General features: G+C 66.7%; 11 protein-coding genes. 4 read left to right on the top strand and 7 right to left on the bottom strand.

Annotated elements, in window-relative coordinates; genetic code table 11:
- Positions 1 to 95: 95 nt before the first annotated feature.
- Both ABIC35_RS07810 and ABIC35_RS07805 read right to left on the bottom strand, forming a co-directional pair.
- Positions 96 to 935, bottom strand: a complete 840-nt coding sequence (locus ABIC35_RS07810) for an alpha/beta fold hydrolase (protein WP_220667342.1) — start codon at positions 933 to 935, stop codon at positions 96 to 98.
- A gap of 10 nt (positions 936 to 945) precedes the next feature.
- Positions 946 to 1797 carry an alpha/beta fold hydrolase gene (locus ABIC35_RS07805; protein WP_121075616.1) on the bottom strand — a complete coding sequence of 284 codons (852 nt, stop codon included), beginning with the start codon at positions 1795 to 1797 and terminating at the stop codon, positions 946 to 948.
- Between the two features lie 319 nt (positions 1798 to 2116).
- Between ABIC35_RS07805 and ABIC35_RS07800 the strand changes: the two genes are divergently transcribed.
- Both ABIC35_RS07800 and ABIC35_RS07795 read left to right on the top strand, forming a co-directional pair.
- Entirely contained in the window at positions 2117 to 2893 is a 777-nt protein-coding gene (locus ABIC35_RS07800; RefSeq protein ID WP_121075619.1) for a DUF2334 domain-containing protein, read from the top strand.
- Complete coding sequence (locus ABIC35_RS07795) at positions 2893 to 4062, top strand: glycosyltransferase (protein WP_121075622.1); 1170 nt, start codon at positions 2893 to 2895, stop codon at positions 4060 to 4062. Before ABIC35_RS07800 ends, ABIC35_RS07795 begins: the two co-directional genes overlap by 1 nt.
- Before the next feature lie 102 nt (positions 4063 to 4164).
- Here the strand turns inward: ABIC35_RS07795 and ABIC35_RS07790 are convergent, their stop codons facing one another.
- Positions 4165 to 5391, bottom strand: a complete 1227-nt coding sequence (locus ABIC35_RS07790) for a histidine-type phosphatase (RefSeq protein ID WP_121075625.1) — start codon at positions 5389 to 5391, stop codon at positions 4165 to 4167.
- Between the two features lie 233 nt (positions 5392 to 5624).
- Here ABIC35_RS07790 and ABIC35_RS07785 point away from each other — a divergent pair, with 233 nt between their 5' ends.
- Positions 5625 to 8417 carry a TonB-dependent receptor gene (locus tag ABIC35_RS07785; protein ID WP_121075628.1) on the top strand — a complete coding sequence of 931 codons (2793 nt, stop codon included), beginning with the start codon at positions 5625 to 5627 and terminating at the stop codon, positions 8415 to 8417.
- Positions 8418 to 8704: 287 nt separating this feature from the next.
- On the opposite strand, the gene ABIC35_RS07780 is transcribed toward ABIC35_RS07785, so the two are convergent.
- The 4 genes from ABIC35_RS07780 to ABIC35_RS07765 all read right to left on the bottom strand — a co-directional run bounded on the left by ABIC35_RS07780 (position 8705) and on the right by ABIC35_RS07765 (position 13696).
- Complete coding sequence (locus ABIC35_RS07780; protein WP_354278391.1) at positions 8705 to 9433, bottom strand: 3'(2'),5'-bisphosphate nucleotidase CysQ; 729 nt, start codon at positions 9431 to 9433, stop codon at positions 8705 to 8707.
- On the bottom strand, positions 9430 to 11343 hold the full coding sequence (gene cysN, locus ABIC35_RS07775; RefSeq protein WP_121075634.1) for a sulfate adenylyltransferase subunit CysN: 1914 nt from the start codon (positions 11341 to 11343) through the stop codon (positions 9430 to 9432). Before cysN ends, ABIC35_RS07780 begins: the two co-directional genes overlap by 4 nt.
- On the bottom strand, positions 11343 to 12263 hold the full coding sequence (gene cysD, locus ABIC35_RS07770) for a sulfate adenylyltransferase subunit CysD (protein WP_121075637.1): 921 nt from the start codon (positions 12261 to 12263) through the stop codon (positions 11343 to 11345). Before cysD ends, cysN begins: the two co-directional genes overlap by 1 nt.
- 116 nt (positions 12264 to 12379) lie before the next feature.
- A complete protein-coding gene (locus tag ABIC35_RS07765) occupies positions 12380 to 13696 on the bottom strand; it encodes a UDP-glucose dehydrogenase family protein (RefSeq protein ID WP_121075640.1) in 1317 nt (438 codons plus the stop codon).
- On the opposite strand from ABIC35_RS07765, the gene ABIC35_RS07760 reads away from it, so the two are divergent.
- A complete protein-coding gene (locus ABIC35_RS07760; RefSeq protein WP_147425849.1) occupies positions 13689 to 14006 on the top strand; it encodes a hypothetical protein in 318 nt (105 codons plus the stop codon). The two genes, ABIC35_RS07765 and ABIC35_RS07760, sit on opposite strands and share 8 nt — an antisense overlap.
- The last annotated feature ends 270 nt before the right edge of the window (positions 14007 to 14276 follow it).

Here is a 14276-nt window from a genome sequence, read left to right as displayed (position 1 = left end):
CGCTGGTGCAGCCTCGGCTCGGGCGCGGAAGGCCCGATGCAGTCCGGAAAAGGAGCCGGGCGCAGCCGCAAAGCGGTGCGCCCGGCCTTGGCGTCTCAGGCCTGACGGTAGACCGAGTGCACCCAGTTAACGATGAGGTCGGCATAGCGGGGCGCCGCATCCTCCCAGACGAAGTGGCCGCTATCCACCACCTCGTGCACGCAATGCGGCAGCCGCTCCGCCAGGAAGTCGCCGTTCGAGGTCGGCACGAACGGGTCGTCCTTGCCCGAGATGACGAGCACCGGCGTCTCGATGCCCCCGAGTATCTTGCCGAGGCGGGGCAGGTCGCGGGCATAGGCGCGGACGAACGCCGCGGCGTCGTTCCAGCGGCTGCCCGCCGAGGACTGGCGATAGTCTTCCAGTACCTCCTCTTCGATCGGCACGCGTGCGGTCAAGCGGATCAGGCCCACCACCTGCTCGCCGCCGTCGACGCCTGCGAAATCCGCGTGGCTGCTCTCGACGATCTGGCGCAGCGGCTCGCCGAGCAGCGGCAGGGCGACGCCGCCGCTGCCGCCGACGATGCTCTCGAAGCGGTCGGGGTGCCGCGCAGCGGCGAACAGCGCCGCCAGCGTGCCGACATCGGGCACGATCGCATGCACCCGCTCCAGCCCGAGTCCGTCGAGCAGCAGAGGCAGGAAGTCGCCCATCGCCTGGGGCGACATCAGGGCCTCGCTCTGATCGGACAGGCCGAAGCCCGGTAGGTCGACGGCGACGATGGGCCCAAGCGGCGCCAGCGCGGCCCACGCCCTGTCGAAGGCGCGGACGCTTTGCGGATAGGGGGCGGTAAGAAACAGCGGCGTGCCCTCGGTGCCTCCGCCCCTGCGCAGGCGGATGCGAATGCCATCGACCGTGATGGTCTCCAGGGTCGGCGTGGTGGTGTTAGTCGTCGTCATCATGGAATGTCCTTCAGGCGGAGAGGAAGGCGTTCACGTCGCGCGCAAATTCACCATGGTGCTGGAACAGGAAGCCATGGCCGGCATCGGGGTAGATCTTCACCTGGGCTTGCGGAATCAGGCCGCCCATCAGGTGCGAGAGGCTGGGCGGGATCATTGCATCGGCATCGCCATTGGCGACGAAGGTCGGCTGGCGGATGCTCTGCAGCCGCTGCAGCTTAGCATGATCGGCGACGCCCCAGGCGCACACCGCGTCGTAATGGGCATCGCGGGTCTGCAGGCTGCTCGCCACGTCGCGATCCTCGGTGCGGGCGAGGAAGCGGCCCAGATATTCCCTGCCTGCCGCCTGGCTGGTCGCGGTGGGCTTGAAGAAGGTGTAGAGCAACTCCGCGGCACCGGGTTCGTCCTTGCGGACGGCGTCGGCGATGTCCTTGCGCCAGCCATGCATGTTCGGGCCGCCCTGCGGTCCGGTCGCGGCGAGGATCAGCCGGCGGACGAGATCGGGCCGGATCAGTGCCACTTCCTGCGCGACGAAGCCGCCGAGCGAGAAGCCGAGCAGGTCGATATGCGTGATGTCCAGCGCGTCGATAAAGGCGAGCAGGTCGCGCGCCATCTCGAAGATGGTCGCGGGCGTGGTTCCGCTGGTGCTGCTGACGCCACGATTGTTGACGAGGATCAGTTCGCGCTCGGCCGCGAGCGCATCGAGCAGCGCCGAATCCCAGGTATCGAGGTCGCCGCGGAAGCGCGGCAGTAGCATGAGGGGCGTGCCGCCCGCCTTGCCGTAGCGCCGATAGGCATAGCGGATGCCGTTCTCCGCTGCGAGAAAGCGGGTAGGGGCGGTCAGGCTGGTATAGGTGGCAGACATTGCAGACTCCAAAGCTCTGGAATGTCTCCAAGAATTCCCGTTCCGGCGAGGCGGCGCCATCGGCCCGCGGCAGGGGGTGGCCGATGCCGGGGTATGTAGGGACACGCGCGTCAGCACCGGGTAAACCACCAAGAAGCTCGGCGAACTACCGTCTCCGGACGGCGGCCGATCGTATTTCTCGCCGCCATGGTGCGGATTGCCCACCACGGCGACGTTTGATGCTTTGACGTCACTGCGTTACAAAAAGTCCGATTTCGGCCCGCTTGCCGCCCTGTTCCGGCGGTCTATATCGCTCGCACCCGCAGCAAAGAACGATAGGATGACCGCAACCACCCGCCCCCAAGGGCCCCGAGGCCCCAGCCTGCTCGCATCGATCCACGATGTCGGGCCCCGTTCCGAGGGTGCGGTGGACCAGCTTTCCGAGCTGTTCCTGCGGCATATCGGCGCGCCCCGCTATGCGATGCTGGTCGTGCCGGACCATTGGGGCTCGGCGCCGCTCGTCGCCGGCAGCCCGTTTGCGACGCGGCTGCGCGCCTGGGCCGATTCGGGCATCGAGATGTTCCTGCACGGCTGGTTCCACAAGGACGTGTCCGAACACGCCTCGGCCAGCGCGCGCTTCATGGCCAAGCACATGACCGCGGGCGAGGGCGAATTCCTCGGTCTCGATTACGCCACCGCGCGCGATCGTATGACGCGCGGCCGGGCGCTGGTGGAGGACATTATCGGCCGCCCGGTCACCGGCTTCATCGCGCCGGCCTGGCTGTACGGCGACGGTGCCCGCGAGGCGTTGCGCGACCTCGGCTTCGCATTGGCCGAGGACCATTTCCGCGTCTGGGCGCCCCAGCAGCAGGACCGCGTGCTCGCCAAGGGGCCGGTGATTACCTGGGCCAGCCGCAGCAAGAGCCGGATCGCCTCGTCGCTCACCGTCGCCGCGCTCGCCCGCACGTTGCTCCCGCGCCGCCCGGCGATGCGGCTCGGCGTGCATCCGGGGGACGTTACCGTGCCGGCCTTGCTCACGAGCATCGACAAGACGCTCGGGGCGCTCACCAAGGGCGGCCGCTTCGGCCAATATAGCGAATTGCTGGAGACGCATTGATGCGCATCCTCGACGTCTGCGCCTTCTACAGCCCCTATGGCGGCGGCGTGAAAACCTATGTCCGTCGCAAGATGGAGCTCGGCGCCAAGCTGGGGCACGAGATCGTCATCCTCGCCCCCGGTGAGCGCGAGGAGATCCTCGAGGAGCGCGACGGCGCAATCCTCGCGACGATCCCGGCGCCGCTGCTGCCGCTCGACCGCCGCTACCGCTATTTCGACGACGAGCCTGCGCTGCACGCCGCGCTCAATCGCTGGCGGCCCGATTTCGTCGAGGCCTCCTCGCCCTGGCGCAGCGCCTCGATGGTAGCGCGCTGGCAGGGTTCGGCGGCACGTTCGCTGGTGATGCACGCCGATCCGCTGGCGGCCTATGCCTATCGCTGGTTCGGTACGATCGCCAACCGCGAGACGATCGACAAGGGCTTCTCCTCCTTCTGGCAGCATCTCCGCCGGCTGGACGACGGCTTCGACCAGGTGGTGACGGCGGGGCGCGACCTTGCCCGGCGGCTGACCGAAGGCGGTCTCACCAAGGTGGTGACGATCCCGATGGGCGTCGAGCCGGGCTATTTCAGCCCGACCCTGCGCGACGAATCGCTGCGTGCGGAGTTGCTCGCCAGCTGCGGGCTGGGGCCCGAGGCGACGCTGCTTATCGGCGTCGGCCGGCTGGCAGCGGAGAAGCGCTGGCCGATGGTGATCGAGGCGGCCGAGGCGGCGGCGGGGCGGCACCCCATGGGGCTGATCCTGATCGGCACCGGCACCGCGCGCTCGAAGGTGATCACCGCGATCGGGCGCAACCCGCATGCCCAGCTGTTCGAGCCGACCAGCAACCGCCAGCAGCTCGCCCGCGTGCTGGCGAGCTCGGACGCGCTGGTCCATGGCTGCGAGGCGGAGACCTTCTGCATGGTAGCGGCCGAGGCGCGCGCGAGCGGCCTGCCGCTGATCGTACCCGACGAGGGCGGCGCGGCGGACCAGTTCGTCGAGGGGCAGGGGATGCTGTACCGGGCGGCCGACCCAGTGTCCCTGCGCGATGCGCTGACCCACTTCGTCGACACTACTCCGATGTTCCACCGCATGCGCGCGACCGCCGACGCGCCGTCGACGCGGACGATGGACCAGCATTTCGAGGAGCTGTTCGCGAGCTATCAGGCGATGGCGTACTCGCGGGCGGCGTGAGGCTGGGTTTGTAAGGTCGGGTCACTGTCACCTGGAGCAGGGGGCGGGCTCGGGAGCGGCCTGGGAATGTCTACTTCTGGGTAGTGAGCGGACACTTTCCATTCACCCCCGCGCAGGCGCCGTCGCCGTCTCTAGCCGCTTCAGGAACTGCGGCAGTGGGCAGCGATGCTCGATGCCCTCGTCGCAGCCTGCGAGCCGCAGCGGGGCCCAGACCGTCCGATCGCGCGCGGCGCGCATGTCGGTGGCGCTCTGGCTGCGGTACCAGAGGCGCACCGCCTGCCGGCCGTTCGGTGCGCGAATGAGCGCGATGGCGATGCCGCCGCCCGGGGACGGATCATTGGTCGCGAACCCGGGCGCCTTGACCGGTACGCCCAGCACCGCCGCCAGTGCCGCGACATTGGTGTCGTGGCCGATCAGCATGTCGATCTTGGGCGCGGTGACGGCGGTTAGGTCCTGGGTGATGCGGTCGACCGTCGGCGCCATCTGGAAGGCGGCCATGTAGGGCGGGCGGCTGAACACGTCGAACAGTGCGCCATGGACTGCGCCCAGCGCTTCGAGCCGCGCGGGAGTCGCTCGGCCCCAGCCCACCTGCGCGAGCGGCATGCCCTCGAGATATTGCAGCATCAGCACCTGCGCGGTGCCGGACGCGGCGCGGATCGGGCCCTTGAGGTCGATCCCGTGGCCGTCCTCGCTGGCGCGGACCGAAGACGGTTCCACCGGGCTGCACGGTGCGGCCGGGCAGGCGAGCACCTGCTTCAGCAGCGTGAGCCCTTTGGCATGGCGCCGGGTCAGCGCCTCGGCACTGCCTGTGTAGCGGAGGATCGAATCCACTGCGCGTTTGGCGTCGAATGCGGCTGGATAGGCGCCCAGCGGCTCGAAGATCGGATCGTTGGCGCCTTCGGGCTTGTGGCTCACCGTGACCCCGCAACCGGGCGCGAAGCCCGCCGCATAGGCCTCGCCGCTGGCGATCGTGCGCGGCGAGCTGTTGGTCCAGAGCCGGAGCGCGGCAGGATCGGGGCAGCCCTTCGCGGCGACCAGCCCGGCGGCGGCGAACCAGCGCCGGTCGGCCCTGGCGAGCGCGCGGAGCGCCGCGGCGCCGTGCGGCGTCACCTGCTCGGCCGGCGCATTCCAGTGCGGCCAGGGCTGGCCGGTGCGCGTGGCGGGGGGCACCTCGCCATCGAGCGGCGCGCGCACGCCGTGGCGCATCAGCAGCACCAGCCGCTCGACCTGCGGGGGCTTGGGCGTCGTCGCCTGCGCGAGGGCTGGAAGCAAGCCAAGTGCGGCAAGTGCGACAAGCGCGACCGTGCGCGCGAAAGGAACCGTGATCATCGGGCGACGCTACCCGGACCGCATGAAAGCTGTGTGACGGAAACTAGTACCAATTTAATAATTGGTATTATCTACACGTTTTCCGCAATTTATGCTGCACTGCAGCAAATCTGTAACCTCAAGGCACTGAAAATGCCATGGACGCTACGCTGAATTGCCGCCGGGCAAGGCTAGCGGCAGCAGCGACCAGCCGGAACAGGCTGGCACCAATATCCAGCGAAGGACATAACCAAATGGGACACTGGAACAAGCGCACCGCGCTGCTCCTGGGCGGGGGCATGGTCGCACTCATCGCACAGGGCCAGGCATGGGCCGCAACGCCGCGCGAGGACACCGTCGCGGCCGCCGCGTCGGACACCCCGGCCTCGGACAATGACGACCAGACGCGCGATGGCGACACGATCGTCGTCACCGGCCAGCGCGCGGCGATCAAGACGGTGCAGGACGAGCAGGTGAAGAACGCCTCGCTCGTCACCATCGTCTCGGGCGAGGAGCTGCGCGCGCAGCCGCAGCAGAACCTGGCCGACCTGCTCAGCCGCTTGCCGGGCGTCAGCTCCTCGGTCGACCAGTCGCGCAACGCTGCCTCGACCGGCGAGGCGCAGTATCTCTCGATCCGCGGCCTCGACACCGCGTACAACGCCTATGAGCTCGACGGCGTTCGCCTGGCGCAGACCGATGCGCGCACCCGCGCCATCTCGATGAACCTGCTGTCGCCCTTCGCGCTTTCCGAAGTCCGCGTCGACAAGGCGCCGACCGCAGCGCAGGACGGCGATGCCATCGCCGGCGTGATCGACCTGCGCACTGCCTCGCCCTTCGATTTCGGCGCGCACCATTTCCAGATCCGCGCGCAGGGCCAGATCGCCGGCCGTGCCGCCGCGCGCGACCAGGATCCCTGGGGCGGCACGATCGCGCTCGAAACTGCGCAGCAGTTCGGCCAGTTCGGGATCTATGCCTCGGGCTATTACGGCAAGAAGAACGTCTTCAGCGAGTCGGTGGCGATCCACAAGGATTACACCAAGCTCAACGGCAATGTGCCGGGCGCGGTGCGCGACAACCTCGCCAATGCCGTGCCGGTCGGCGTCGAGTGGAACATCTTCCAGAACAAGATCGAGCGCTTCGGCGGCACGGTGAACCTGGAATGGAAGGGCGACAGCACCGATGTCTACGCCCGCACCACCTATGGCGAGTATCGCCTGAAGAACTGGATGGACCAGACCGCCGCGCGCAGCGTGGGTCTCACCGCGGGCCAGACCAACCCCAATCCGTCCAACCCGCTCGGCTCCAACTATGACGCGGCCGGCTATCTGGCAATGTACGGCCTGGGCGGCACCAACTATTTCCGTACCGAGCACAGCAATCAGCGCCTGTTCAGCACCAAGATCGGCGGCGAAAGCCGGCTGGGCGACCTGACGCTCGACTATAACGGCGCCTATTCGCGCGGCGCGACCAGCTATCCGCTGCGCATCCAGGCCAAGTGGGGCAGCCCGACCTATATCGGCACCAACGCGACGGGCCCGGCGACCTACAAGCTGATCACCGGCCTGGCCGATCGCACCAACCCACAGGTGGTGCTGACCGACGACGCCCGCAACACGATCACTAACCTCGATAATTTCGCCCAGTCCTACACCACGGCGCAGTTCGAGGATTCGTGGGAATCGAAGCTCGAGGGCCGGCTCGACGGCACCTGGAAGTTCGGCGACCGCGGGCTCTCCTCGATCCAGGCGGGCGGCAAGTACGAAGCCTCCAAACGCTATTCGAACAGCCTCGGCGACGACGGCGCGCTCGAATATGACTTCACCGCCACCGACCCGAACATCACCAAGCTCACATCGGTGCCGGGCAAGCGGCTAAACGGCTTCATGAACGACGTGCAGGTGCCGTTCTACATCCCCGATCATGCTTGGATCGAGGCGCAGAACGCGAAGCTGTCGCTCGCCAAGCTTTCAAGCATCGATCCTGTGCTGCTCGAACAGAACCGGCTCGACGGCAAGGAGCACCGCGCCAGCGCCTATGTGCTCGCCAACTTCGCGTTCGGCGGACTGACGATCACGCCGGGGCTGCGCTACGAGCATAACTGGTTCCAGGGCCGCTACTGGCAGGACAATGGCAAGACGTCTGGCTTCACCACCAGCGCCCGCAGCTATGACGAGTGGCTGCCCAGCCTGGTTGCCTCCTACCGCCCGGGCGAGACCACCGTGTACCGCTTCTCGGTGCGCAAGAGCTATTCGCGCCCGGCGTTCGACCTGCTGCTCGGGCCGACCAGCGTCTCGCGCGACGACAGCGGCAAGATCACCTCGATCTTCGTGCCCAACCCCAATCTCGACGCGGTGGAGGCGTGGAACGTCGATACCTCGATCGAGCACAAGGGGGCGGGCACCGACCTGTTCTCGGCGGCGCTCTACTATAAGCGCCTGAACCATGTGATGTTCTCGACCGGCTCGACCAACGCGACCGGCGACCTCAATGTGTGGAATGCGCCGAACAGCCAGCTCTCGCCCGACGGCGTCGAGATCGACACGCTCGACACTAGCGGCAAGGGCAGCGTGTACGGCGTGGAACTGTTCGTGCGGTACAGCCTGAAGGGTCTGCCGGGCATGCTCGACGGCCTAGGCTTCCAGGGCAATGTCACGCTGCAGCGCGCGGATGCGACGGTGTATGTCTCCAACGGCTATCGCCGCCAGCGCATGCCGCAGGCGCCGCAGGTGATGTTCAACACCGAGCTGTTCTGGGTGCATGGCGGGTTCCACGCCGCGCTGAACTACGCCTATACCGGCAACAAGCTGTACGACCTGCGCTCGTCACAGCCGGATACCTATGTGCAGCCGGTCTCCACGATGAACGCGATCCTCAGCTACACGGTGAACCGGCATCTCACCGCGGGCGTGTCGGTGCAGAACCTGCTCGACTCGCACAGCTATTGGGCGACGGCGGGGGTCGGCAAGGCGCTGCTCTCGGTGGATCGCAAGGGCGGCTATGTCGAGGTGGGCCGCACCTACATGCTCAACCTGTCCTACGCGTTCTGAACAAAAAGGCCGGTCCGCCAAGGGAGGGAAGCGGACCGGCCTGTCATGCGCAAGCAGTACTCTCGTACGCGGAAAACAAGTCGGCGCCCCACTGGGGGGATCGGTCGTGGGACGCCGACTTGTTCCAAAATGGCTGCGCCCTGCGTCAGTTCAGGGCTGGCCGATACGCGGTTACTGGCGAAGGGAGCGGGGGGAAGCGCTGCCGTTCGCGTGCCCTCCAGATAGCCGCTCGGGCCTGCTCCGGCCATTCGGGGGGAGTCCGATCCGGGTTTCTCCGTAACGCTTTCTCAACGAACCAATCGATTGCAGTCGGCCACCGCCGCCAGCACGGGCTCCGCCCATTCGCGGCGGCAGATCAGCAGATCGGGCACGCTGGTGCTCGCCTGGTTGTAGACGATCGGGCTGCCGTCGATGCGCGAGGCATGCAGGCCCGCCGCAAGCGCGACTGCGACCGGCGCGCAATTGTCCCACTGATGCTGGCCGCCCGAATGGAGATAGATCTCCGCCTCGCCGCGCACCACCGCCATCGCCTTGGCGCCCGCCGAGCCCATGCCGACATGCACCGCACCGATCGAACTGCCGACCTCGGCGCAGAGCTGGCTGGCGCGGGTGCGGCTGACCAGCATGCGCGGGGGCTGTTGCGGGGTGGCAAGCGCGGGCGGGGTGTCGCTGGCGAGGGTCACGCCCAGCCGGGGCAGGGCGACCGCGCCGACCGCCGGTGCGCCGTCGATCGCGAGTGCGACATGCACCGCCCAATCCTCGCGCCGCTCGGCAAACTCGCGGGTGCCGTCGAGCGGGTCGATGATCCACACCCGGCGACGGCTCAGGCGAACGGGATCGTCAGCCGATTCCTCGGAGAGGATCGCGTCGTCAGGTCGGGCCGCGCGCAGCATATCGAGGATCAGCGCATTGGCCTCCGCGTCGCCGCGCGCGCCGCCTGCGCACTCACTCTGGATGCGGAGCAGCAGCGCGCCGGCTTCCTCGGCGATGGCATGGGCGAGTTGGGCGTCGTTCACAGCATCGGGCTCCACACGCCCATGATCGCCTCAACGATCTGCTCGGCCGCTTCCTCGGGGCTCGTGCGGGTGGTGTCGATGCGGATCTCCGGCGCGAGCGGCGGCTCATAGGGGCTGGAGATGCCGGTAAAATTGGAGATCTCGCCGGCCCGCGCCTTCTTGTAGAGCCCCTTCACGTCGCGGCGCTCGGCCTCCTCGATCGGGGTATCGACGAAGATCTCGAAGAATTCGCCGGCGGGCAGCAGCGATCGCACCATCGCCCGCTCCGCGCGGAAGGGGGAGATGAAGGCGGTGAGCACTATCAGGCCGGCATCTGTCATCAGCTTGGCAACCTCGCCGATGCGGCGGATATTTTCCACCCGGTCCTGATCGCTGAAGCCGAGGTCGCGGTTGAGCCCGTGGCGGATATTGTCGCCGTCGAGCAGGAAGCTGTGCTTGCCCAGCGCGTGCAGCTTCTTCTCGACCAGATTGGCGATGGTCGACTTGCCCGAACCCGACAGCCCGGTGAACCACAGCAGGCGCGGCTGCTGGCCCTTTTGCTGGGCATGCGCCTCGCGGGTGATCTCCACCGCCTGCCAATGGACGTTCTGCGCACGCCGCAGCGCGAAATCGAGCATGCCCGCGCCGACCGTGGCGTTGGTCAGCTTGTCGATTAGGATGAAGCCGCCGAGATCGTGGCTCTCGGCATAGGGTTCGAACACGATCGCCCGATCGGTGGCGACCTCGGCGACGCCGATGTCGTTCAACGCCAGCGTCTTGGCGGGGGTGCGCGCCATGGTGTTGACGTCGATGGCGTATTCGGGCGCGCGGATGACCGCGCTGACCGTCTGGGTGCCGAGCTTAAGCCAATAGGCGCGGCCGGGCAGCAGCTCGGCCGGGTCCATCCAGACCAATGTCGCCTTGAATTGGTCCGCGGCCTGCGGAGGTGCGTCTGCCGTGGCGATCACGTCGCCGCGCGAGCAATCGACTTCGTCCGCGAAGGTGAGGGTTACCGACTCCCCGGCGACGGCCACCTCCCTGTCGCCGCCCATCGCGACGATCCGCGCAACCGTGCTGGTCCGCCCCGAAGGCAGGATGCGCACCGGATCGCCCGGCCGGACGGTGCCGCCGGCGATCATCCCGGCAAAGCCACGAAAGTCCAGGTTCGGCCGGTTGACCCATTGCACCGGCATGCGGAAGGGCTTGATGCGATCGATGTCGGCATCGACCTCGACGCTTTCGAGGTGATCGAGCAGCACCGGGCCGGTGAACCAGGGCATCGCATCGCTGCGCGTCGTGACGTTGTCGCCCTGGAAGCCTGAGATCGGGATCGGCGTGAAATCCTGGATGCCGATCGACTGGGCGAACTCGGAATAGGCATCGACGATGCGCTCGAACACGGCCTGGTCATAGTCGACCAGGTCCATCTTGTTCACCGCCACCACCAAGTGCCGGATGCCGAGCAGATGCGCGAGGAAGCTGTGGCGCTTGGTCTGGGTCAGCACGCCCTTGCGCGCGTCAATAAGGATTACGGCTAGGTCGGCGGTCGAGGCGCCGGTGACCATGTTGCGAGTATATTGCTCGTGGCCGGGCGTATCGGCGACGATGAACTTGCGCTTCTCGGTGGCGAAGAAGCGATAGGCGACGTCGATGGTGATGCCCTGCTCGCGCTCGGCGGCGAGACCGTCGACCAGCAGCGCGAAGTCGATCGCCTGGCCCTGGGTGCCGACGCGTTTCGAGTCACTCTCCAACGCCGAGAGCTGGTCCTCGAAGATTTGCTTCGAATCGTAGAGCAGGCGGCCGATCAGCGTCGACTTGCCGTCGTCGACCGAGCCGCAGGTAAGGAAGCGCAGCAGCGACTTGTGCTGGTGCAGTTCGAGATAGGCGGAGATGTCGGAAGCGATCAGTGCGTCGGGGCGATAGGCGGTCATCAGAAATACCCCTCCTGCTTCTTCTTCTCCATGCTGGCGGCCTGGTCGTGGTCGATCGCGCGGCCCTGGCGCTCGCTGGTGGTGGTGAGCAGCATTTCCTGGATCACCGTCTCCAGCGTGTCCGCCGTGCTCTCCACTGCGCCTGTCAGCGGGTAGCAGCCGAGCGTGCGGAAACGGATCGAGCGTTCGACCGGCGCTTCGCCGGGGTTCAGCCGGAAGCGCTCGTCATCGACCATCAGCAGCATGCCGTCGCGCTCCACCGTCGGGCGGGGGGCGGCGAAATAGAGCGGGACGATCTCGATGTTCTCGGCCAGGATGTACTGCCAGATGTCGAGCTCGGTCCAGTTGGAGAGCGGGAAGACGCGGATGCTCTCGCCCTTGGCCTTGCGGGCATTGTACAGCCGCCACAGTTCCGGGCGCTGGTTCTTCGGGTCCCAGCGGTGGCTGGCGGTGCGGAAGCTGAAGATGCGCTCCTTGGCGCGGCTCTTCTCCTCGTCGCGCCGGGCGCCGCCAAAGGCCGCGTCGAAACCATATTTGTCGAGCGCCTGCTTCAGACCCTCGGTCTTCCACAGATCGGTATGCAGGCCGCCATGATCGAACGGGTTGATCCCGCGCGCGATCGCGTCGGGATTCTGGTGGACGAGCAACTCCATGCCCGCCTTCTGTGCTGAGCGCTCGCGCAGCTCGTACATCGCCTTGAACTTCCAGGTCGTGTCAACATGGAGCAGCGGGAAGGGCGGGGGCGCCGGATAGAAGGCCTTGCGCGCGAGATGGAGCATCACCGCGCTGTCCTTGCCGATCGAATAGAGCATCACCGGGCGTTCGGCCTCGGCGACGACTTCGCGCAGGATGTGGATGCTCTCCGCCTCGAGCCGCTGAAGATGGGTCAGCGGGCCGGGCGATGCGGTGGCGGAATCCATGGCGCTCGTTTGCAGCATGGAAGGGGATGTAAAAAGCCCAGGCGCCCCGCGCGATCTAGTTATTGTTTAGCGCGGCATACCCGCCCCCGCCGCAGGTGGCGGGGGCGGGCAGCGGATCAGTCGTGGCTCGGCTTGCCGACGCCGGTATACTGCAGGCCGGCGCGCTCGAGCTCGGCCGGCGGATAGATGTTGCGCAGGTCGACCAGCACGGGGCTGTTCAGGCTGTTCTTGATGCGGGTGAGGTCGAGCGCGCGGAACGCGTCCCACTCGGTCACGATCACCAGCGCGTCGGAGCCTTCGGCCGCCGCATAGGGGTTCTCGACGAACTCGACGTCGGTCAGCATCTTGGCCGCCTGCTCGACGCCTTCCGGATCATATGCCTTCACCGTGGCGCCGGCATCCTGCAGCGCGGCGATGATCGAAAGGCTCGGCGCGTCGCGCATGTCGTCGGTGTTCGGCTTGAAGGTCAGACCGAGGATGCCGACGGTCTTGCCGCGCACGTCGCCGCCCATTGCCTTGATGACCTTGCGGCCCATCGCGCGCTTGCGGGCATCGTTCACCTGCACCGTCGCCTCGACGATGCGCAGCGGCGTCTCGTTGTCGGCCGCGGTCTTCATCAGCGCCAGCGTGTCCTTGGGGAAGCACGAGCCGCCATAGCCGGGGCCGGCGTGGAGGAACTTGCCGCCAATACGGTTGTCCATGCCGATGCCGCGCGACACTTCCTGCACGTCCGCGCCGACCTGTTCGCACAGGTCCGCGATCTCGTTGATGAAGGTGATCTTCACCGCGAGGAAGGCGTTGGCGGCGTACTTGATCAGCTCGCTGGTGCGGCGGCCGGTGAACAGCACCGGGGCCGACTGGTTGAGCGACAGCGGGCGGTAGATTTCGCGCATCACCTGGCGGGCGAACTCGTCGTCGGTGCCGACGACGACACGGTCGGGACGCTTGAAGTCCTCGATCGCCGCGCCTTCACGCAGGAACTCGGGGTTCGACACGACCTTGGCGCCGCTGTTCGGGGCGACTTCGGCGATGATCCGCTCGACCTCGTCGCCGGTACCCACCGGCACGGTCGACTTGGTGACGATCACGCTCGGCTTGGTCAGGTTCTCGGCGATCTCGCGCGCGGCGGCGAAGACGTAGGAGAGATCGGCATGACCGTCGCCGCGGCGGCTGGGCGTGCCGACCGCGATGAACACCGCATCGGCATCCTTCACGCCTTCAGCGAGGTCAGTGGTGAACGAGAGGCGGCCCGCCTTGACGTTGCTGGCGACCAGCGCGTCGAGGCCCGGTTCGTAGATGGGCATCACATTCTGGTGGAGCAGCTCGATCTTGCGCGCGTCCTTGTCCACGCAGATGACTTCATGGCCGAAGTCCGAGAAGCAGGCTCCAGATACCAGGCCCACATAGCCCGTGCCGATCATCGCAATGCGCACGATTTTCCCCTGTGCCGAGAGTGCTGTTTCCAGCGGTCAGCCAAGGCTCTTAACCGAACCTGCCGCGACCGCAACCCACCGCAGTGCAGCAAAAGCGTCAGGGCGTTGGCTACAAAAGAAAAAGGCCTGCGGGGGCAGGCCTTTTTCCTGGTTAATGTCGGCCGGCGACGTCGCGCCGCCAGCGTCCAAAGGATTGAATTCAGAGCGGGCGGATCTCGGTGCCGCCGACGCCATCACGGAAGAAGAGGTTGATGAAGGTCATTTTTTTGGCTCCCATTTCTGCGCTGTTCCGCGCAAGTCATTTCGTTAATGAAAAATTTACTTTCCCGCAATCGGGGATTCTGCGGAGGCTGAGAGCTGCGCAGATATGCAAATTCCTGTTTACCTTTTCTTCAATCACTTTTCGTAATCCTGTTCTTCCAACGGTTCGGGGCGCGTTCGCGAGGGGCAGGTCGGGGCCGGCAGGCAGCATAAATCACGAAAAATGCCGGTTTTTGGCTGCTTTCAACATCAGCCAGTAGTTTTTCGCGAATCTGTCCTTTATTCGGTGAGTGGCCGAACAGGCGGCGGGAGGGCATTC

Origin of the sequence: Sphingomonas trueperi (genome assembly GCF_040545965.1) — a bacterium.
In the GTDB taxonomy this organism is placed as follows: Bacteria; Pseudomonadota; Alphaproteobacteria; order Sphingomonadales; family Sphingomonadaceae; genus Sphingomonas; species Sphingomonas trueperi_C.
This window is presented reverse-complemented; position numbering and strand designations above follow the sequence as displayed.

Coding starts and splice junctions, on each gene's coding strand:
- ABIC35_RS07810 (WP_220667342.1), bottom strand. CDS start 935: ATGATGACGACGACTAACACCACCACGCCGACCCTGGAGACCATCACG.
- ABIC35_RS07805 (WP_121075616.1), bottom strand. CDS start 1,797: ATGTCTGCCACCTATACCAGCCTGACCGCCCCTACCCGCTTTCTCGCA.
- ABIC35_RS07800 (WP_121075619.1), top strand. CDS start 2,117: ATGACCGCAACCACCCGCCCCCAAGGGCCCCGAGGCCCCAGCCTGCTC.
- ABIC35_RS07795 (WP_121075622.1), top strand. CDS start 2,893: ATGCGCATCCTCGACGTCTGCGCCTTCTACAGCCCCTATGGCGGCGGC.
- ABIC35_RS07790 (WP_121075625.1), bottom strand. CDS start 5,391: ATGATCACGGTTCCTTTCGCGCGCACGGTCGCGCTTGTCGCACTTGCC.
- ABIC35_RS07785 (WP_121075628.1), top strand. CDS start 5,625: ATGGGACACTGGAACAAGCGCACCGCGCTGCTCCTGGGCGGGGGCATG.
- cysN (WP_121075634.1), bottom strand. CDS start 11,343: ATGACCGCCTATCGCCCCGACGCACTGATCGCTTCCGACATCTCCGCC.
- cysD (WP_121075637.1), bottom strand. CDS start 12,263: ATGGATTCCGCCACCGCATCGCCCGGCCCGCTGACCCATCTTCAGCGG.
- ABIC35_RS07760 (WP_147425849.1), top strand. CDS start 13,689: ATGCGCACGATTTTCCCCTGTGCCGAGAGTGCTGTTTCCAGCGGTCAG.